Origin of the sequence: Kingella potus, from assembly GCF_900451175.1 — a bacterium.
GTDB lineage: Bacteria > Pseudomonadota > Gammaproteobacteria > Burkholderiales > Neisseriaceae > Neisseria > Neisseria potus.
The window spans coordinates 140,539-159,518 of record NZ_UGJJ01000002.1; the positions used below are offsets into that span (position 1 = coordinate 140,539).

The window sequence follows — 18,980 nt, forward strand, 5'->3', positions numbered from 1 at the left end:
CGCTTTTTGCCGGAGCCGCCGCCATGTCCGTCCCCTTTCTGCCGCCGCACGACTACCGTTTTCCCGATCCTGGCCGCGCTTTGCGCGAAACGGAAGGGCTGGTGGGGGTGAGTGCCGATTTGGATGCGGGGCGGCTGCTGTCGGCCTATCGGGCGGGGGTGTTTCCGTGGTTTGCCGAGGGCGGGCTGTTTTATTGGTTTGCGGTGTCGCCCCGGGCGGTGCTGCTGCCGGAAAGGCTGCATGTGGGGCGTTCGCTGGCCAAGACGCTGCGCAACAAGGCCTATCGGGTTACGGCCAACCGCTGTTTCCAACGGGTAATCGCCGCCTGTGCGTCCAGGCCGCGCCCGCATCAGGACGGGACGTGGATCGCACCGGAATTTCAGACGGCCTATGCGCGGCTGCACGCGCTGGGACACGCGCATTCTTTCGAGTGTTTTTTCCCCGACGGAGCAGGCCGCCTGCGGCTGGCGGGCGGGTTTTACGGTGTGCAGATAGGGCGGGTGTTTTACGGCGAATCGATGTTTGCCGACGCGCCGGATGCGTCGAAAACCGCATTTGCCTGCGCCGTGCCTTATCTGGCGGGCTGCGGCCTTGCCCTGATCGACTGCCAGCAGGATACGGAGCATCTGCGCCGCTTCGGTTCGCACACGGTGGATTTTGCCGCTTTCCAGACGGCTTTGCGGGATTTGAACGGGCAGCCGCTGCGGCGGGAAATCGGCTGCGGCACGGTGGCGGAGAATTTGTGCGCGGGGATGGAAGAGGCCGTCTGAAAATCCTGCTGTGGGTTTTCAGACGGCCTGTTTTAACTCAAAGAACGCGTGCGCCGCTATGCGGCACATCCTGCGGGGAGTTTGTGTAGGGTGTGTGGCGTAAGCCACGCACGCGGTCTTTCAGACGGCCTGCCGTATTTGTATTTCTGCCGTATTTGTATTTAAAGAACGCGTGCGTCGCCTTTGGGCGACACACCCTACGTGGTGGTAGGAAATGCTGCGGGGGTGTTCTGCATGGAAGAGGCCGTCTGAAAATCTTGCGACGGGTTTTCAGACGGCCTGCCGTATTTGTATTTCTGCCGTATTTGTATTTAAAGAACGCGTGCGTCGCTTTGGACGACACACCCTACGTGGTGGTACGGAATCCCACGGCTTACGGGCGGGCTTGTTCCGCAGATGAAAGGCCGTCTGAAAATCTTGCGACGGGTTTTCAGACGGCCTGTTTGCGTTTACAGCCAGCCGGCGGCTTCGTGGCGGACGATGGCGGCGAGGGTATCGATCCAGTCGGGATTGTCGTTGAGGCAGGGGATGTAGCGGAAGGTTTTGCCGCCGGCGGCGTGGAAGGTTTCGCGGCCTTCGACGGCGATTTCCTCCATGGTTTCGAGGCAGTCGGAAACGAAGGCGGGGCAGACAACGTCCAGCTCTTCTATGCCTTGCTTGGGCAGGGCGGACAGCAGGGGGGAAACGGCGGGCTCCAGCCATTTGCCGCCGCCGAAGCGGCTTTGGAAGGCGGCGGTGTATTCGTTTTCTTTGAGACCGAGGGCGGCGGCCAGCAGGCGGGCGGTTTCGCGGCATTCCTGCGGGTAGGGGTCGCCCGCGTCGGCGTGGGCGCGGGGGATGCTGTGGAAGCTCATCAGCAGGTGTTTGCCTTTGCCGTGCTGCTGCCAGTAGGCGGAAATCTGGCGGCGCAGGGCTTCGATGTAGCCGGGGTGGTTGTGGAAGCTGCGCACGGTGCGTACGGCGGGCTGGTTGCGGCGGTGCAGCATGGCGCGCCATACGGCATCGAGTGCCGCGCCGCTGCTGGATGCGGCGTATTGCGGGAAGAGGGGGAGGACGAGGATTTTGTCCGCGCCCTGCGCCGCGAGTTCGGCCAGGGTGTAGGCGATGTCGGGCAGGCCGTAGGTCATGGCACAGCGGACGAGGGCGGTGTCGGGCAGGCGGGCGGCCAGGGCTTTGGCCTGGCGTTGGCTGTACACCATAAGCGGCGAGCCTTCTTTGAGCCAGATTTTTTTGTAGTTTGCCGCGCTTTTTTTGCCGCGCAGGGGCAGGACGATGCCGCGCAGAACGGGCTGCCAGAGGAGTTTGGGCAGCTCGATGACGCGCGGGTCGGACAGGAACTGGCGCAGGTAGGGGCGGACGGCTTCGGCGGTGGGGGCGGCGGGGGTGCCGAGGTTGATCAGGAGGATGCCGGTTTTGCGGACGGCGGCGGCGGGAAGGGCGGGTTCGGCTTGATAGCGTTTGACGGGTTTCACGGTTTCTCCTTGCTGGTGCGGCCGGGTCGGGTTTGGGGCGGCAGGAGCCGGCCAATCCGTTTTCAGACGGCCTGTTGTGTTTATCGGGACGCGGCGGAAGCGGCTTCGGCTTGCGGCCCGGATGCGGTGTCGTCGGGCGCGTCGGCGGGGGCGGTGTAGTCTTTGTCGGGGTCTTCTAGGGGGGTGGCGGCTTCTTGGGCGCGGATTTCGGACGCGCCGGGTTCGCCCGGGGCGGGGTTTGCGCCGCAGGCGGCAAGCAGGAGGGCGAGGAGGGCGGGGCGGAGTTTGTCCATGATGGTGTTCCGTGTTGTCGGCGCGGGCTCGGCGGCAGCCTTAATCCGTTTTCAGACGGCCTGTGCGGCTGCCTGCGGGCTTTATTGCTGCGCGGCGGTTTGCAGCAGCCAGCTTTGCGTTTGTTTGATTTTTTGTTTGGCTTCGGGGGTGCAGCCTTGGGCGGTGAAGAGTTTTTCGCTGGTGGCGCGGCCTTGGGCGTAGGAGGCGGCGGCGGTTTCGGCAATTTTTTTGTCGCTCAGTTGGAGGCCGGCGGCGGCGGCAGACTGTTTGAGGCCGCGCAGCAGGGCGGTGTGCAGTTTGCCGCCGGGGGCGAAGAAGGGGTCGTTTTTTTTCGACAGGCCGCAGGCTTCGGCTTCTTTGTGCAGGGTGCCGGCCAGTTGGGCGAGGTCGGTGAAATCGACGAAGCGGGCGCGGGCGCGGGCGGCGGGATCGGGGGAGGCTTGGGCGGCGAGGGCGGCGGCAAGCAGCAGGGCGGCGGGGATGTGGCGGGTGTTCATGGCTTGGTTTCCTTTTCAGGTCATTCGGTTACGGGTTCGCCGTTGTCGTTCAGCCAGCGGCGGTTGTCAAAATCGTAGCTGTAAAACCCGAAGGGCTGCAGCGGGTCTTTGTAGAGGAGGAGGTGTTCGCCGCTGTTTTCCCAATAGTTGTAACGGACTGCAAAGCTGTCGGCAAAATGCAGGCCGGCGGCGGCAAGGGTGTCGGGCAGGCGGCCGTTGGCGGCGCGGTATTGTTCGACGGCACGGGCGATGGCGGCCATGTCGCTGCGGGCGGTGCGGACGTAGTGGAGGCCGGTGCCGATCATAAACGCGGCGGCGGCCGACCAGACGAAGATGCGGAAGTTTTCCAGCCGCTTGGCCTGCGGGTTTTTGCGGGCTTTCCACCATGCTGCGGCGCGGACGATGAGCAGCACCGGCAGGAAGATGAAGAGCATGAAGCCGAACATTTTTTGTGTAAAGACGAGGACGGCGATGGCGGCGCAGGCGAGGGTGGCGGTGTGCGGGCGGTATGCTTTGGGGTTTGTCATGTCGGGTTTTCCACAATGCGGCGGTGTTTTTCAGACGGCCTCAAAGCGGTAGCAGGCCGTCTGAAAGTTTGGGGGCGCGTGCGCGGTTTGCGCCACACCCTGCTTTGTGTCGGAGGCCGTCTGAAAACGGGTTTACAGGTCGTCTTTCCTGGCCAGCACTTTGCGTGCGCCGCCCACGTCGGCGGGGGAAACCACGCCGGCTTCTTCGAGTGCGTCCATCATATTGGCGGCGCGGTTGTAGCCGATTTTCAGGTGGCGTTGCAGCGAAGAAATGGAGGTTTTGCGCGTTTCGATAACGAAGGCGGCGGCGCGGTCGAACAATTCGTCCGCGCCCATATTGGGATGGACGGCATTGACGGTTTCCATCGCGGCTTCGCCCGAAAGCAGGCCTTCGACATAGCGGGCGGGTGCCTGGCGTTTGATGTGGGCGACGACTTCGTGTACTTCGTGGTCGGAAACAAACGCGCCTTGCAGGCGGGTGGGCTCGGCGGAGCCGGGCTGCAAAAAGAGGAGGTCGCCGTATTTGAGCAGGTCTTCCGCGCCCATTTGGTCGAGGATGGTGCGGCTGTCGATTTTGCTCTGCACGGTGAAGGCCATGCGGGTGGGGATGTTGGCTTTGATGAGGCCGGTGATGACATCCACGCTGGGGCGTTGGGTGGCGATGATGAGGTGGATGCCGGCGGCGCGGGCTTTTTGCGCGAGACGGGCGATCTGCTGCTCCACGGCTTTGCGCTCGGTCATCATCAGGTCGGCCAGCTCGTCGATGACGACGACGATCAGCGGCAGCTTTTCCAGCGGCTCGGGGTCGTCGGGATTGAGGCTGAACGGGTTGGGGATTTTCTTTTCTTCGGCGGCGGCTTGGGCGATTTTGCCGTTGTAGCCGTCGAGGTTGCGCACGCCCAGATGCGAGAGCAGGCGGTAGCGTTTTTCCATTTCGGCCACGCACCAGTTCAGAGCCTGCCCCGCTTCGCGCATATCGGTAACGACGGGGCACAGCAGGTGCGGGATACCCTCGTATACGGACAGCTCGAGCATTTTCGGATCAATCATGATAAAGCGCACTTCGTCCGGTTCGGCCTTGTAGAGCATGGACATGATCATGCCGTTTACGCCGACGGATTTGCCCGAGCCGGTCATGCCGGCCACCAGCAGGTGCGGCATTTTCGCCAAGTCGCCTACCACCGGCACGCCGGCGATGTCTTTGCCCAGCGCGACGGTGAGCAGCGATTTGGCTTCGGCAAACACGGGCGAAGCGAGGATTTCGCGCAGGGTAACTTCCTGGCGGCGGTCGTTGGGCAGCTCGATGCCCATGGTGTTGCGTCCGGCGATGGTTTCGACGATGCGCACCGACTGCATGGACATGGAGCGGGCGAGGTCTTTGGCGAGGCTGACAATCTGGCTGCCTTTCACGCCCTGCGCGGGTTCGATTTCGTAGCGGGTAATCACCGGGCCGGAAGTGGCGGACACGACCTGCACGTCGATACCGAATTCCGCCAGCTTGCCTTCGATGCGTTCGGCGGTTTGTTCGAGCTTGTCGGGATTGACGGGCAGGGCTTCGCTTTTGGGTGCGGACAGCAGGCCGAGGGCGGGTTTGGCGTATTCGCCCGTGCCTGCGGGCGGGGCGGCTTCGCCGTCTCGGTCGAACAAGGCCGTCTGGACGGGCGCGGGCGGCGTTACTTCGAGGCGGGCGGCTTTGCGGTTGCTGCTGGCGGCTGCGGGCAGGGAAACGGGTTCGGCGGTGATGTGTTCGGCTTCTTTGACCATGCGGCGCGTGGTTTTCGCGTCGGGCATATCGGGTGCTTTGATGTAGGGCGAACGGCGGCGGGTGGCTTTTTCCCACAGCCATTCGATGCGCGCGCCGAGGTTTTCCAGCATATCCAGCCACGACACTTGGGCGACAAAGGAAAAAGCCAGCAGCACTAGCACCAGCGTGATGGAGAAGCTGCCGCCGCCGCCGAACAGCCTGGCCGAGAGGCCGCCGATAAGAAAGCCGGTCAGGCCGCCCGCGCCCACCGGCAGCCTGTCGCCGAGCTGCTGCTGCCAAAGCGCGTATTCGAGCACCGGGCTGCACAGAAGCAGCCCTGCCAGCCCCGCCGCCGCCAGTCTGATGCTGTACGGCTTTGCGTCGGGCGAGCGCGTCGGGCGGAAGTTTTTACACAGCCACACCACGGCCGAGGCCACCAGCCACCAAGAGGAAATGCCGAAAAGATAGTAGGACACGTCGGCAAAATACGCGCCGAACAAGCCGCCGAGATTGTGGGTTTCGCCGTCGGGCAGCACGCTGCGCGACCAGGCCGGATCGCCCATTTTGAAGCTGACCAGGGCAACGGCGGCGTACAGGGTAAGCGTGAGGCCGAACAGCCACAGCGTGTCGCGCAGGAGGTTGGAGAAATGCTCCGCCCGCCGCCGCGCGGCTTCGTTGCCGGCCACGCTGCCGGTTTTGGGCGCGGCCTTGCTTTCGATTTTTTTGACGGCGGCACTGCGGCGGCCGGCGGCGGAGCTGCGGGCTTGTGCTGCGGGCTTGCGCGGCTTGGTCGGTTTTTCGGATTTGCTGCTCATAAGGAGTGGGGATGGGTGTGTGAGGCCGTCTGAAAAGCGCAGGCGGTGGAAAAAAACGCGGAATTATAGAGCATTTTTGCGGCAGAGGTATTTGAGGCCGTCTGAAAAGCCGCAGCCGTTTTCAGACGGCATTTCGCCTGTTTCTGCCGCCAAACGGATACGGCACCGCGCACAAATTTATACGCTGTTGCCGTTTGGGTCGGATTAAGCCGCGTGCGTGGCTGCGCCACACACCCTACGCTGGTTTAGGGTGTGCCGTCCAAACGGCGCACGTGTTTTTGACTGTGTTGCAGGCCGTCTGAAAAGCGTTTTTCAGACGGCCTCGGATGTTTACGGATAATAGCCGCAGCCGAGTATGCAGGCTTTGCGTGCGCCGGTGGCCTGCGGCGGGCTGCTTGGGATTTTGTGTATCCAGCAGGCGGCAAGCAGGGCAAAGGCGGCGGCTTCGACCTGTTGGGGATCGAGGCCGAGGTCGGCGGTGGAGCGGATTTCGGCCTGCGGCAGGCGGCCGGCCAGTTCGGACATTAACACGGCATTGCGTACGCCGCCGCCGCAGACGTAAACGCGGCGGATTTCGGGCGCGGCGCGGCGGATTTCGGCAGCGGCGGTTTCGGCGGTAAAAGCGTTGAGGGTGCGCAGCACGTCTTGCGGGTCTTCGCCGCCTGCGAGGCGACCGAGCAGGTAGGGCAGGGCGAAGAGTTCGCGGCCGGTGCTTTTGGGCGGCTCTTGCTCGAAGTAGGGGTGGCCGAGCAGGCGGGCGAGCAGGCCGGGCAGCACTTTGCCTTGTGCCGCGCGTGCGCCGTTTGCGTCGTAGGGCTGCTGCCAGACGCGCTGCATCCATGCGTCGGCCAGCATATTGCCCGGGCCGGTGTCGAAACCGATGGCGGGTGCGCCGGGCGGCAGGATGCTGATGTTGGCGATGCCGCCGATGTTGAGTACGGCGCGGGTTTCGTCGGGCGCGGAAAACACGGCCTGGTGGAAGGCGGGGACGAGCGGCGCGCCCTGGCCGCCTGCGGCAAGATCGCGGCTGCGGAAGTCGCCGACGGCGGTGATGCCGGTGAGTTCGGCCAAAAGCGGCAGGTCGGCAAGCTGGATGCTGTAGCCCTGTTCGGGGGCGTGGCGCACTGTTTGGCCGTGGCAGCCGAGGGCGGTGATGTGGGCAGGAGACAGTTTGGTTTCGTTTAGCAGTTTGTGTACGGTGCGGGCATAGAGGCGGGACAGTTCCTGCGCCAGCAGGCGGCTGCGGCGGAGTTCGTCCGCGCCGCTGTTTTGCAGTTTGAGCAGTTCGTTTTTCAGACGGCCTGTATAGGGCAGGAAGGCGTGGGCTTCGGCGGCAAGGAATCGGGCGTGTCCGGTGCGGATTAGGACGGCATCCGCGCCGTCCATGCTGGTGCCGGACATGATGCCGATGTAGAGCTGTGTGGTCATGGGGAAAGAGGCCGTCTGAAAACGGCAGGGCGGGAAAATCGGGCGCGTATTGTAGCGTGATTCGGGGCGGGCGGCGGGCAGAGGCCGTCTGAAAAGGCGGTTGCGATGCGGGGCGCGGAGTTTTCAGACGGCCATAGCTTATGCCTTGGGGGCGCGTGCGTGGCTGCGCAGCACCCCGCACAATCACGCGTAGGGGGTGCCGCCCTAAGCAGCGCAGGGGTTTGTTTCGCACACGCTTGTGTATTGGCCGAATATCGGACGGCGGTTTTCCCGCAGCACGGTTTTCAGACGGCCTGTGCGGACGGCAGATTGCCCGTCCCGCGCGGCGGCATCACGATGCGCTTTGGCAAACTGTGCCTGAGTTTGCCAAATTCAAAAGCGGATTTCTCCTTTGGCGGGGAACGGGGACGGGCAGGGCGGGATTCGACTAGGATGGCGGGGAGGCCGTCTGAAAAGGCGGATTGGGATTGTTGCAAAACCTCCGTATGCGGATGCGGTTTAGGATGCGGCAGCGCGGCAGGGGGGACTATCAGGCAGGCCGCGCACCATGCCCAAATATGCCGCAGTTGGGGCGGGGTAAAGGCTTTATATTTGGCTTGGCCGGGCAGGCATTTGTCCGAACCTTTGCCGCGAGGCGGGCGGTGTGCAGGCAGCGGATTCGGATTGCCGATGCGGCAGGGAAAACAGGGATAAAGCAGAAGCCGTGGTGTGCCGCTTTGCGGAGCACGCGGGTGGGGGTGTGCGGGATGCGGAACGCGCCGCAGCGCGGGATGCCATGCGGCGGGTTTGGCGGCAGACGGGCCGTCTGAAAACTGCGGTATGATTTTTTCAGACGGCCTAAATGCGGAAAAAGGTATGCGGCGGGTGCATACCTTTTCTGTTTGCTGCGGCGTTTAGAATTTGCCGCCGGACTGGTTCACCATATAGACGACGGCCGCTTTGACTTCGTCGTCGGTAAGGGCTTCGTTGCCGCCTTTGGCAGGCATCATGCCTTTGTCGGTAAAGCCTTCGATGGCGTGTTTGAACAGGGTGTCCTTGCCTTTTTTGATGCGCGGCGCCCATTCGTCGTTGTGGGTGATGCGCGGGGTGTCGGGGATGGCGGAGGTGGCGGAGTGGCAGCCGAAGCACAGGCCGTCGAACACTTTTTTGCCGGCCGCCGCCACGTCTTCGCCGCCGGCGGCTCCGGCTTCTTTCGCGCCTTCCGCTGCGGGGGCGGCGGAAGCGGCGGCTTCGGATGCGCCGGATGCGGGGGCGGCCGCAGGGGCGGCATCGGGATCGGGGAAGCTGCCGCCGGACTGGTTGGCCATATAGACGATGACGCGCTTGAGTTCCTGCTCGGTCAGGTCGGACTGGCCGCCTTTGGCGGGCATGGCGTTGAAGCCGTTCCAAGCGTGGTCGAACAGGGTTTGCAGGCCTTTGGCGATGCGCGGAGCCCATTCGGCGTTGTGGGTGATTTTCGGCGAGTCGGGGGTGTTGCTGTCGGCGGCGTGGCATTGGACGCAGACTTTGGCGAAGATTTTGTCGCCTTTGCGCTCGCCCACGGGAACGCCGTCGCCTTCGGTAATGCTGCCTTGCGGCTGGATGCGGGTTTGGACGGCGGCGCGGGTGGATTCTTCTACGGTGCCGGGCTGGTAGCCGCCGGTGGCCAGTTTGACAAGAAAATAGAGGGTGGCCAAAAGGATGACGATGCCGCCGATAAGGTTGAAGAGGGCGGAACCGCGGGCGTTTCGGTTGGTGGGTTGGTTCATGTTTTAAGCCTCGCCGTTTTTTTGGTTGTGGTGGGAGATTTGTTATGCGTTAATATCAATTAACATTAATTTGCGGATTATACTGAATCCGCCATGCCTTTCCAATCTTTAAAATTTGGCCTAACTCAAAAAATTGTGGAAAGGCCGGGTGCTGCCGCACCGCGCGGAATCCGCGTCCTGCGGCGAGGAAAATTTTGCCAAAGCGGCGGAATGTGGGATAATGCGCCGCTTTCCGTACCCGTAGCTCAGTTGGAAGAGTGTCGGTCTCCGAAGCCGAAGGTCGCTGGTTCGATCCCAGTCGGGTGCGCCAAAATCCGTGCATGAGGCCGTCTGAAAATCTGTTTTCAGACGGCCTCATGCGTTTCACCCGCCCCGGGCGGACATTCTCTGCTTGCCCGCAGCGCGGGTTTGCGTTATCTTATGCGCTCTTTACTTTTTTAAACACTTTGCGCTCCAAATCCGATTTGGAACCCGCCAGCTGTCGCCGGTCATCCGTTCGCGTACCCTAAACCGCCGTTCGGAAATCCGCCATTACCGTTGTATTGCGAAGCCCGGGTTTGTTATCGGTTTGCAGGCAGAATAAAAGAGGCTCCCATGCAACTATCAGGTGCACAAATCCTTGTGCAGAGTCTGAAAGCGGAAAACGTGGAATACGTTTTCGGCTATCCCGGCGGTGCGGTGTTGGAAATCTATGACGCGCTGTTCCAATTAAACAAGTTCAAACATATTCTGGTACGCCACGAGCAGGCCGCGGTTCATGCCGCAGATGCCTATGCCCGTGTCAGCGGCAAGGTGGGCGTGGCTTTGGTTACGTCCGGCCCGGGCGCGACCAACGCGGTTACCGGCATTGCCACAGCCTATTCGGATTCGATTCCGCTGGTGGTGATTTCCGGCCAGGTCGGCTCGCCCGCCATCGGCTCGGATGCGTTTCAGGAAATCGATATGGTGGGCGTGTCGCGCCCGTGCGTGAAGCACAATTTCCTGGTTACGGACATCAACGATCTGACGCTTACGGTGAAAAAAGCCTTCCAAATCGCCCGTACGGGGCGGCCGGGGCCGGTGGTAATCGACATTGCCAAGGATGTTACGCAGGCTATGTCGAAATTCAGCTATCCGCAGGAAGACATTTTCATCCGCTCCTACCAGCCGGTGCTGAACGGGCATACGGGGCAGATTAAAAAGGCGGTGCAGATGCTGGCTTCGGCCAAACGCCCCATCGTGTATTTCGGCGGCGGCGTGGTGCTGGGCAATGCCTCGGAGGAGCTGGCGGAGTTTGTCCGGCTGACGGGCGCGCCCTGTGCGGCCACGCTGATGGGCTTGGGCGCGTATCCGTCCGACGACCGCCAATATCTCGGAATGCTGGGTATGCACGGCATGTATGAGGCCAATCTGGCGATGCAGAATGCCGACGTGGTGCTGGCCGTGGGTGCGCGTTTTGACGACCGTGTGGTGTCCGTGCCGGCAAAATTTTTGGAAAAACCGAAAAAAATCATTCATATCGACATTGATCCGTCCAGCATTTCCAAACGTGTCCGCGCAGATGTGCCGATTGTCGGCGATGTAAAGAACGTGCTGCGCGAGATGGCCGGACTGTGGCGCAAACAGGAAGTGTCGCTTAATGCCGCCGCATTGGAAAAATGGTGGCAGGACATCGAGTCTTGGCGTTCGCGCAACTGCCTGCTGCTGCCGCAAAGCGATGTGATTCTGCCGCAGATGGTGGTGAAAACGCTGGCCGAAGTTACCGGCAACGATGCCGTCATCACTTCCGATGTCGGCCAGCACCAGATGTTTGCCGCCCAGTTTTATCCGTTCAAACGTCCGCGCCAATGGCTCAATTCCGGCGGACAGGGAACAATGGGTGTCGGCCTGCCCTATGCGATGGGCGCGTATCTGGCCGACCCGTCGAAAGACGTGTGCTGCATTACGGGCGAAGGCTCCATCCAGATGAATATTCAGGAGCTGTCCACCTGTTTCCAATACCGCCTGCCGATCAAAATTATCTGCCTGAACAACGGCTATTTGGGCATGGTGCGCCAATGGCAGGAGCTTTATTACGGCGAACGCGAGTCGGAAACCTATTTCGATTCCCTGCCCGATTTTGTCAAACTGGCCGAAGCATACGGCCATGTCGGCATGAGGATAGAGAAGCCCGCAGATGTCGAAGGCGCGCTGCGCGAGGCACTTGCCCTGAAAGACCGTTTTGTGTTTATGGACTTCATCACCGATAAAAAGCAAAACGTTTTCCCGATGGTGGGCAACGGCAAAGGTTTGGACGAAATGGTGCTGCCGCCGCATATGCGCGAGCGCAAGGCCGACAGTGATGTAAACGACGTACACGACAGACACTACGACACAAGGAGCGTGCCATGAGACACATCTTATCCGTGCTGATGGAAAACGAATCGGGCGCGATGAGCCGTGTGGTCGGCCTGTTTTCCGCACGCGGCTACAATATCGACTCGCTTTCCGTGTCCGCCACCGAAGATCCCACCCTCTCGCGTATGACCATTGTTACCCAGGGCGGCAGCGTGGTGATCGAGCAGATTACCAAGCAGCTCAACAAACTGATCGAAGTCGTGAAAGTCGTGGATTTGAACGAAAGCCGCTATGTCGAACGCGAGCTGATGCTGGTGAAAGTACGTGCCGTCGGCAAAGACCGCGACGAAGTCCTGCGCCTTACCGAAATTTACCGAGGCCACATCGTTGATGTAAGCGAAAAAAGCTACACCGTCGAAGTAACCGGCACAACGGAAAAACTCGATTCCTTTCTTGAAGCCGCCGGCCGCCATCTGATTCTCGAAACCGTACGCACCGGAGCCGCAGGCATCGGGCGCGGCGAGCGGATTTTGAAAATCTGACCTTTTCAGACGGCCTCCAGCCCTGCGAGGCCGTCTGAAAACCCTTCTTACAGAGCCGAGGAGCCTCCATGAGCAATATCAAAATCACGGCCGTCATTGCCGTCCGCCCCAAACACCGCGACGAACTGCTGGCCGTGTTTGCCGGGCTGGTGTCCGCCAGCCGCAGCGAAGCGGGCAACCTGCGCTACGACCTGCATCAGGATCTGCAAAACGAAAACCGCTTCGTCTTCTTTGAAAACTGGCGCGATCAGGCGGCCGTGGACAGCCACAACGCCAGCACGCATTTCCAGAATTTCCTCAAAGCCATCGACGGCAAAACCGAAGCCGTGGACATTGTGCTGATGAAAGACGTGTCCGACAACGGCAACTGAACCCGTTTATCCAACCCAATCTCCGAATAAAGGAAACCAAATGCAAGTTTATTACGATAAAGATGCCGATCTCTCCCTGATCAAAGGCAAAACCGTCGCCATCATCGGCTACGGCTCGCAAGGCCACGCCCACGCCGCCAACCTGAAAGATTCCGGCGTAAACGTCGTCATCGGCCTGCGCCCGGGTTCTTCCTGGGACAAAGCCGTTGCCGCCGGCCACGACGTACGCTCCGTTGCCGACGCGACCAAAGCCGCCGACGTAGTGATGGTGCTGCTGCCCGACGAAACCGCGCCCGCCGTTTACAACGCCGAAATCCGCGACAATCTGAAATCCGGCGCGGCTTTGGCCTTTGCCCACGGCTTCAACGTCCACTACAACCAAATCGTGCCGCCCAAAGACGCGGATGTGATTATGATCGCGCCCAAAGGCCCCGGCCACACCGTGCGCAGCGAGTTTCTCAAAGGCGGCGGCGTGCCCACCCTGATTGCGGTGTACCAAGACAAAAGCGGCAAAGCGCGCGACATCGCCCTGTCTTACGCGGCAGCCAACGGCGGCACCAAAGGCGGCGTGATTGAAACCAACTTCCGCGAAGAAACCGAAACCGATTTGTTCGGCGAACAGGCCGTATTGTGCGGCGGCGCGGTGGAGCTGGTGAAAGCCGGTTTTGAAACGCTGGTGGAAGCCGGCTACGCGCCCGAAATGGCTTATTTCGAGTGCCTGCACGAGCTGAAACTGATCGTGGATCTGATGTACGAAGGCGGCATCGCCAACATGAACTACTCCATTTCCAACAATGCCGAATACGGCGAATACGTTACGGGCCCGGAAGTGATTACGCCCGCCACCAAAGAAGCGATGAAAAAAGCGTTGTACCGCATCCAGAGCGGCGAATACGCCAAAATGTTCATCCAGGAAGGCGCGGCCAACTACGCCAGCATGACCGCCCGCCGCCGCCTGAACGCCGACCACCAAATCGAAAAAGTCGGCGCGCAGCTTCGCAGCATGATGCCGTGGATTGCCAAAAACAAACTGGTGGACTTGGATAAAAACTAAGCCTCCGTTTCGGACAGGCAGAGGCCGTCTGAAAACCCGTTTTAAGGTTTTCAGACGGCCTCTTCATGTTTGCCATGAGTAGGGTGTGCCGCCCGAGCGGCGCACGCGTTCCACCACTCTAATCGGTTCGTCAGATCAAACCAGCCTGCTGCTGTCCGTTTCCCACAAACCGCAAAACCGCGTGCGTCGCTTGGGCGACACACCCTACGGCAGGACTCGGCACGGATGGGACGGTATATCAAACCCGCCCATTTTGGCGGGAATCTGTTTCAGACGGCCTGCCGAACGGTGCAGAATGCGTGTCGGAAGCAGCTTGGATCTAAATCCGACGAACCATTGCAAATGTCGGAGCAAGTTCTGATTTGCCTGCGGAATTGCGGCAGGTGCGGTATGGCTTGTATGGCAAAGAGGCCGTCTGAATGTTTTTCAGACGGCCTCCGATACTAAGGGTAGGGTGTGCCGCCCAAGCGGCGCACGCGTTCCACCACTCTAATCGGTTCGTCGGATCAAACCAGCCTGCTGCTGTCCGTTTCCCACAAACCGCAAAACCGCGTGCATCGCTTGGGCGACACACCCTACGGCAGGTTTTCAAATCTCCGTTTTGGCGGGAATCTGTTTCAGACGGCCTCAAAGCGTTTGCGGCCGTCTGAAAACGAGGTTAGGAAGCTGTTTTGGCTTTGGGACGGCAGCGGACGACCATGTAAATCGAACCCATGGAAACCTGCGATTTGCTCTGCACCACATAGTCTGACGCACAGGTTTCCCGCGCTTTGTTCATTGCTATCTGCAAGCAGTTGTAGCCGCAATACGAGCCATCCAGTGCGATTTGGTTGCCGTTTTCGCTGTCGGTTTCCAGTACGCTGGTGGTCATGCTCGGTAAAGAAACGACGCAGCCTTGCAGGACAAATGCGGCAAGGCCGCACAGAATTGTTTTTTTCATCTTGTTCCGTCCGTGAAAATGGATGACAGAGCGGGAAACTGCTGGTCTGCCGGTTAGTAGGATTTGCCGCCGAAAGCGGCGTTCAGGTTGGTGCCGTGGGGCAGAGGAAAACCGTGTTTTTCATTTATTGTCCTTTGGTAAGAATTTATAACCAAATGTGAACCGATATGGCGGGATGCGGCCAAACCGTCTAAAAATTCCGCCGCTATCGGTTAAATAATTGTAAACGCCGTTTACATTGTGCTGCCAGCAGCAAAAAGTTGGGCGGCACACACAAAAAGTGTTGATATGAAAATCTACGACAAAATCCGCGCCCTGCGCGAAGAGCGGCAGTGGTCGCAGGAAGAGTTGGCGGGCAGGCTGGGGCTTTCGGCCAACGGCTATGCCAAAATCGAACGCGGCGAAACGCGCCTGAACCTGCCGCGTTTGGAGCAGATTGCCGAAATCTTCGACACCGACATCCTCAACCTGATTGCGCAGGAGGACGGGCGGTACAACCTGTCCGTCAATAATATCGGCGACAATATTTCTTCCGACAATTACCAAAATATCTACGACAGCCAGATCCAAATGGCGGCGGAAATCGACAAGCTGCAGCTGACGGTAAAACACCAGGCGGAAATGCTGGCGCAGAAAGACCGCGAATTGGAGGCTTTGCAGGAAATCATCCGTCTGATGGGTGCAAACCGGGCTTAGGGCCTGATTGCCGGCAGGCTTGGGCGGCAGTACGGAAATCCGTACGATATGCGCGGGCATATATAGCAAAACCAAATAAAAATCCGGCAATTGCGCCGATAATGGAAAAGCGGATGACGAGGCAGGGTGTGCCGCCTAAGCGGTGCGCGCGTTTTTTGTGTTGCAGCCATTCCGAAACTGCGTGCGTGGCTACGCCACACACCCTACTTAACAATTCCGCGTAGGGTGTGTTGCCTCAGGCGGCGTACGCGTTCCATGCATCAAGGCAAAGAGGCCGTCTGAAAACCTTAAAACAGGTTTTCAGACGGCCTCTTTGTTGTGCCGGAGCGGTTGGTGCCGTTGCGGTCTTATTCGCTCTCGCTGTCGCCCGCGTCGCTTTTGCCCTGGCGGCGGGAGAATTGGATGCCGAGCTGTTTGAGTTTGCGGTAGAGGTGGGTGCGTTCGAGGCCGACTTTTTGGGCAACGCGGCTCATGTTTTGGCCTTCCTGCGAGATGTGGTATTCGAAATAGCGGCGTTCGAGTTCTTCGCGCAGTTCGCGCAGGGGGAGGTTGAAGTCGAGTCCGGCGGCGGTGTCGGCGGCGGCTTGGGGCTGTGTGCGGCCGAGCAGGGCGGCGGCGGCGGTTTCGTCGATTTCGCTTTGTCCGCCGGCGAGGATCAGGTCGCGCACGGTGTCGTGGAGCTGGGCGTAGTTGCCCGTCCATGCGTGCTGGCGCAGGAGGGCGAGTGCGGCGGGGCTGAAAGCGGCAACGGGGATTTTCTGGGTTTCGGACAGTTCGGCGGCGATGTGGCCGACGAGGAAGGGGATGTCGTCGGCTTGGGCGCGCAGGGGGGGGATGCGCACGCAGATGCCGGAGAGCAGGGCGGCGAGCCTGCCGTCGTGGGCGGGGTGGTCCAGCATGTCTTCGGGGGCGAGGGTGCTGGGGCAGATGATGCGGACGCTTTGTTTGTCGGCTTTGTCCAAGAGGACGAGGATGCCCTGCTGTATGTTTTTGCTGTATTGGGCGATGTCGCCGAGGAAGAGGATGCCGCCGGCGGCCTTTTGCAGCAGATCGGCGGGGGTGTCGACGATGTGTTCGGTTTTGTCGGGGACAATCCAGGGGGTGCCGGCTTTGTGGAAGTAGCGGGCGACGGTTTCGAAAGGGGAGCCGCTTTCGCCGCAGAGGAGGACGGGGCCGTTTTGTTTGAGGGCGGCTTCGATGCGGCGGTTCATTTCCTGGATGGCGGGGCTGTTGCCGAGCCGGTCGAGGGAGGGACCGGCGGCGGTCTGCATTTCGCCGTATTTGAGGGCACGGTCGACGGTGGCGAGGAGTTTTTTCAGGGCGATGGGTTTTTCGAGGAAATCCATCGCGCCGATTTTGGTGGCTTCGACGGCGGTGTCGATGCTGGCATGGCCGCTCATCATGACGACGGGCATGGTGAGCTGGCCGTTTTTCGCCCATTCTTTCAGCAGGGTAATGCCGTCGCAGTCGGGCATCCAGATGTCGAGCAGTACCATGGAGGGGCGGGTCTGGTTGCGCAGGCGGCGGGCTTCTTCGGCATTTTCGGCAAGGGCGACGGTGTAGCCTTCGTCTTGCAGGATGTCGGAGAGGAGGTCGCGGATGCCGATTTCGTCGTCAACAATCAGGATGTCGTTACTTCTCATGTTCGCTTTCTGCCAATGCGGGTAGGGTGATGGTGATGCACGCGCCGCCTTCGGGCGGGTTGGCGGCTTCGATGCGGCCGCCGTGCTCTTCTATGATTTTTTTGACCACGGGCAGGCCGAGGCCGGTGCCTGTGGGTTTGTCGGTTACGTAGGGTTCGAATGCGTTGTGCAGCATATCGGGGCTGAAACTTTTGCCGTTGTTGCCGACGGTGAGGGTGATTTCGCTGCCGTTGTGTTCCGTGCGGACGAGTACGCGGGGGTGTTCCGCGCTTTCGGCGGCCTCGGCTGCGTTTTTGAAGAGGTTGTGCAGCACTTGGCGCATGGCGGTGGTGTCGGCATCGGCCATAGCGGGTATCTTACTCAACTGTGCTTCAAATGTACATGAGCCGCCTTCGTAGAGGAGGCGGACTTCTTCTATCAGGCGGTTGAGGTCTTGCTTTTGCAGTTTGAGATCGGGGGCGCGGGCGTAGTTGCGGAAGGCTTCGACCATTTCCTGCATGGCTTCGACTTGTTTGACGATGGTGTCGGTGCTGCGGGTAAGGATTTGTGCGTCCGGGCCTTCGAGTTTGTCTTGCAGCTTCCAAGCCAGCCGCTCGGCGGACAGGCGGATGGGGGTGAGGGGGTTGCGGATTTCGTGGGCGAGGCGTTTGGCGACTTCGCCCCAGGCGGCTTCTTTTTGGGCGCGTACGGAAAGCGTGATGTCGTCGAAAACCAAGGCGATGCCGCCGCCGGTGTCTTGGGGCAGCGGGGTGGCTTTGGCCAGCAGGATGCGGGGGCTGCCGCCTTCGGGGGTGTAGGCCGTCTGAACAGGGCTGCCGGATTCGGCGGAGGAGACGGTTTGGAACAGGGCGGCGAGTCCGGCATAACGGGGTACGTCTTGCGGCCAGTCGTGCCAGCTGCTGCCGGCCATTTCGGAGAGGGGTAGGCCGAGGATGCGCTCCGCGCTGCGGTTGAGCGTTTTCAGACGGCCTTTTTCGTCGAAGGTGATGACTCCGGCGGTGAGGCTTTCAAGTACGGTTTCAAGGTAGTGGCGGGCGGCTTCCTGCTTGATGCGGTTGAGTTTTTCTGCGTCGCTGGCGATGGCGAGCTGTTCGGTCATGTGGTTGAACAGGCGGGTGAGGCGGCCGAGTTCGTCGTTGCGGTAGACGGGGCGGCGTTGGGTAAAGTCGCCTTCGGCTACGGCCTGCGCGCCTTCGGACAGCGACAGGATCGGTTCGATAAAGCGGCGGGAGAAATACAGGGCGATAACCAGCGCGAGCATGACGGAGAGCAGGGCGGCGGCCAGCAGGGTGATGAGGAAGAAGGTTTGCAGGCCTTGTTTGGCGTAGGTCAGCTCGGCATATTTGCTGCGGGCGGCTTCGATCAGTTCGGCATCGCGGGCGACATTGGCGGGTACCGGCCGTCTGAAAAACAAGGCCTGTTCGCTGCCGTCCGGCTGCGGCGGCAGTACGAGCCAGCCCTGGGCGTAGAGTGTGCCGTTCAGGCTGACGATGGCGCGGTAGGAGCCGTGGCGGGCGAGTTCGGCGGCAATGCTGCTTTCGGGCTGCGGCATCGGCAGTTTGCCGCCGTTGCGGATGAGGTCGGTGCGGCCGTTGGCGGGGTAGTAGATACCGATTTGGCTGAAAGATGCGGCTTCGCCGCTGCGGCGCAGGATGTCGGACGCGCTGCCGCCCATTGCCGTGCCGCTGATGATTTGAATCTGTACGGCGGCAGCCTGGCGCACGCTTTGGTCGAGCGCGGCATCGAGGGCGGATTTGCTGAGGGTGAGGCTGCTTTCGAGTGCCTGCGCGGTGTCGTTGCCGAACCAGGATTTGATGCTGTATGAGATGAATTGGGCGGACACTCCGGCCAGGAAAATGCCGGGCAGCACGGCAACCAGGGCAAACATCAGGGCGAGGCGGCGGGCGAGGCGGGAGCCGAGCATATTGTGCTGGCTGTGGCGCAGTAGCAGCCAGCCGTAGCGCAGCACCATCACCAGCAGTACCGACACGGTCAGGCCTGCGGCGGCGATAATGCCCCAGAAATATTGCGACAGGGAGCTGTCGCTGCCGGTGGCGACGGTAAGGGCGTATACGAGTGCGGCGCAAATCAGGGCGAGCAGGAAGAGGTAGCGGCGGTGCATG

At 61.0% G+C, this 18,980-nt stretch carries 16 protein-coding genes and 1 tRNA gene; 7 read left to right on the forward strand and 10 right to left on the reverse strand.

The genetic code is table 11. The features are described 5' to 3' along the window. The first annotated feature begins 23 nt into the window (after positions 1-23). Positions 24-770 (forward strand): leucyl/phenylalanyl-tRNA--protein transferase, encoded by a 747-nt coding sequence (aat, locus tag DYE40_RS07090; RefSeq protein WP_115308443.1) that lies wholly within the window; start codon positions 24-26, stop codon positions 768-770. 449 nt (positions 771-1,219) lie between these two features. Here aat and hemH read toward each other — a convergent pair whose 3' ends face one another. The 7 genes from hemH to DYE40_RS07135 all read right to left on the reverse strand — a co-directional run bounded on the left by hemH (position 1,220) and on the right by DYE40_RS07135 (position 9,295). Next, positions 1,220-2,242 carry a ferrochelatase gene (hemH, locus tag DYE40_RS07095; RefSeq protein ID WP_115308444.1) on the reverse strand — a complete coding sequence of 341 codons (1,023 nt, stop codon included), beginning with the start codon at positions 2,240-2,242 and terminating at the stop codon, positions 1,220-1,222. An 80-nt stretch (positions 2,243-2,322) separates the two neighbouring features. Next, positions 2,323-2,535 carry a hypothetical protein gene (locus DYE40_RS07100; protein WP_115308445.1) on the reverse strand — a complete coding sequence of 71 codons (213 nt, stop codon included), beginning with the start codon at positions 2,533-2,535 and terminating at the stop codon, positions 2,323-2,325. An 81-nt stretch (positions 2,536-2,616) separates the two neighbouring features. Then, a complete protein-coding gene (locus DYE40_RS07105) occupies positions 2,617-3,033 on the reverse strand; it encodes a hypothetical protein (RefSeq protein ID WP_115308446.1) in 417 nt (138 codons plus the stop codon). 20 nt (positions 3,034-3,053) lie between these two features. Continuing rightward, positions 3,054-3,560 carry a hypothetical protein gene (locus DYE40_RS07110; RefSeq protein WP_115308447.1) on the reverse strand — a complete coding sequence of 169 codons (507 nt, stop codon included), beginning with the start codon at positions 3,558-3,560 and terminating at the stop codon, positions 3,054-3,056. Between the two features lie 132 nt (positions 3,561-3,692). Continuing rightward, on the reverse strand, positions 3,693-6,119 hold the full coding sequence (locus tag DYE40_RS12610) for a DNA translocase FtsK (protein WP_172461234.1): 2,427 nt from the start codon (positions 6,117-6,119) through the stop codon (positions 3,693-3,695). A gap of 330 nt (positions 6,120-6,449) precedes the next feature. Further along, positions 6,450-7,547: an anhydro-N-acetylmuramic acid kinase gene (locus tag DYE40_RS07125; RefSeq protein ID WP_115308448.1), complete on the reverse strand. Its 1,098-nt coding sequence runs from the start codon at positions 7,545-7,547 to the stop codon at positions 6,450-6,452. Between the two features lie 893 nt (positions 7,548-8,440). After that, positions 8,441-9,295, reverse strand: coding sequence for a c-type cytochrome (locus DYE40_RS07135; RefSeq protein ID WP_115308450.1), 855 nt, complete (start codon positions 9,293-9,295; stop codon positions 8,441-8,443). Positions 9,296-9,529: 234 nt separating this feature from the next. Here DYE40_RS07135 and DYE40_RS07140 point away from each other — a divergent pair. From DYE40_RS07140 to ilvC, 5 genes are all read left to right on the forward strand, one after another. Beyond that, a tRNA-Arg gene (locus tag DYE40_RS07140) sits at positions 9,530-9,605 on the forward strand. A gap of 284 nt (positions 9,606-9,889) precedes the next feature. Beyond that, on the forward strand, positions 9,890-11,665 hold the full coding sequence (gene ilvB, locus DYE40_RS07145; RefSeq protein ID WP_115308451.1) for a biosynthetic-type acetolactate synthase large subunit: 1,776 nt from the start codon (positions 9,890-9,892) through the stop codon (positions 11,663-11,665). Then, positions 11,662-12,153 (forward strand): acetolactate synthase small subunit, encoded by a 492-nt coding sequence (gene ilvN, locus DYE40_RS07150; protein ID WP_115308452.1) that lies wholly within the window; start codon positions 11,662-11,664, stop codon positions 12,151-12,153. The genes ilvB and ilvN overlap by 4 nt, the downstream gene beginning before the upstream one ends. Before the next feature lie 68 nt (positions 12,154-12,221). Beyond that, positions 12,222-12,524, forward strand: coding sequence for a putative quinol monooxygenase (locus DYE40_RS07155; RefSeq protein WP_115308453.1), 303 nt, complete (start codon positions 12,222-12,224; stop codon positions 12,522-12,524). Positions 12,525-12,564: 40 nt separating this feature from the next. Continuing rightward, entirely contained in the window at positions 12,565-13,578 is a 1,014-nt protein-coding gene (ilvC, locus tag DYE40_RS07160; RefSeq protein ID WP_115308454.1) for a ketol-acid reductoisomerase, read from the forward strand. A gap of 658 nt (positions 13,579-14,236) precedes the next feature. Here ilvC and DYE40_RS07165 read toward each other — a convergent pair. Continuing rightward, positions 14,237-14,518, reverse strand: a complete 282-nt coding sequence (locus DYE40_RS07165; RefSeq protein WP_115308455.1) for a hypothetical protein — start codon at positions 14,516-14,518, stop codon at positions 14,237-14,239. A 288-nt stretch (positions 14,519-14,806) separates the two neighbouring features. On the opposite strand from DYE40_RS07165, the gene DYE40_RS07170 reads away from it, so the two are divergent. Further along, positions 14,807-15,214: a helix-turn-helix domain-containing protein gene (locus DYE40_RS07170; protein ID WP_115308456.1), complete on the forward strand. Its 408-nt coding sequence runs from the start codon at positions 14,807-14,809 to the stop codon at positions 15,212-15,214. A 347-nt stretch (positions 15,215-15,561) separates the two neighbouring features. On the opposite strand, the gene DYE40_RS07175 is transcribed toward DYE40_RS07170, so the two are convergent. After that, entirely contained in the window at positions 15,562-16,857 is a 1,296-nt protein-coding gene (locus tag DYE40_RS07175) for a sigma-54-dependent transcriptional regulator (RefSeq protein WP_115308457.1), read from the reverse strand. Next, the gene (locus DYE40_RS07180; protein WP_115308458.1) at positions 16,847-18,979 is read right to left on the reverse strand and encodes a sensor histidine kinase; all 2,133 of its coding nucleotides are present in this window, start codon (positions 18,977-18,979) and stop codon (positions 16,847-16,849) included. The genes DYE40_RS07175 and DYE40_RS07180 overlap by 11 nt, the downstream gene beginning before the upstream one ends. Between the last annotated feature and the right edge of the window lies 1 nt (position 18,980).

What these genes read in the sequence shown, in the direction of transcription:
- aat (WP_115308443.1), top strand. Translation starts at nt 24, where the DNA reads ATGTCCGTCCCCTTTCTGCCGCCGCACGACTACCGTTTTCCCGATCCT.
- DYE40_RS07100 (WP_115308445.1), bottom strand. Translation starts at nt 2,535, where the DNA reads ATGGACAAACTCCGCCCCGCCCTCCTCGCCCTCCTGCTTGCCGCCTGC.
- DYE40_RS07105 (WP_115308446.1), bottom strand. Translation starts at nt 3,033, where the DNA reads ATGAACACCCGCCACATCCCCGCCGCCCTGCTGCTTGCCGCCGCCCTC.
- DYE40_RS07110 (WP_115308447.1), bottom strand. Translation starts at nt 3,560, where the DNA reads ATGACAAACCCCAAAGCATACCGCCCGCACACCGCCACCCTCGCCTGC.
- DYE40_RS12610 (WP_172461234.1), bottom strand. Translation starts at nt 6,119, where the DNA reads ATGAGCAGCAAATCCGAAAAACCGACCAAGCCGCGCAAGCCCGCAGCA.
- DYE40_RS07125 (WP_115308448.1), bottom strand. Translation starts at nt 7,547, where the DNA reads ATGACCACACAGCTCTACATCGGCATCATGTCCGGCACCAGCATGGAC.
- DYE40_RS07135 (WP_115308450.1), bottom strand. Translation starts at nt 9,295, where the DNA reads ATGAACCAACCCACCAACCGAAACGCCCGCGGTTCCGCCCTCTTCAAC.
- ilvB (WP_115308451.1), top strand. Translation starts at nt 9,890, where the DNA reads ATGCAACTATCAGGTGCACAAATCCTTGTGCAGAGTCTGAAAGCGGAA.
- ilvN (WP_115308452.1), top strand. Translation starts at nt 11,662, where the DNA reads ATGAGACACATCTTATCCGTGCTGATGGAAAACGAATCGGGCGCGATG.
- DYE40_RS07155 (WP_115308453.1), top strand. Translation starts at nt 12,222, where the DNA reads ATGAGCAATATCAAAATCACGGCCGTCATTGCCGTCCGCCCCAAACAC.
- ilvC (WP_115308454.1), top strand. Translation starts at nt 12,565, where the DNA reads ATGCAAGTTTATTACGATAAAGATGCCGATCTCTCCCTGATCAAAGGC.
- DYE40_RS07165 (WP_115308455.1), bottom strand. Translation starts at nt 14,518, where the DNA reads ATGAAAAAAACAATTCTGTGCGGCCTTGCCGCATTTGTCCTGCAAGGC.
- DYE40_RS07170 (WP_115308456.1), top strand. Translation starts at nt 14,807, where the DNA reads ATGAAAATCTACGACAAAATCCGCGCCCTGCGCGAAGAGCGGCAGTGG.
- DYE40_RS07175 (WP_115308457.1), bottom strand. Translation starts at nt 16,857, where the DNA reads ATGAGAAGTAACGACATCCTGATTGTTGACGACGAAATCGGCATCCGC.
- DYE40_RS07180 (WP_115308458.1), bottom strand. Translation starts at nt 18,979, where the DNA reads ATGCACCGCCGCTACCTCTTCCTGCTCGCCCTGATTTGCGCCGCACTC.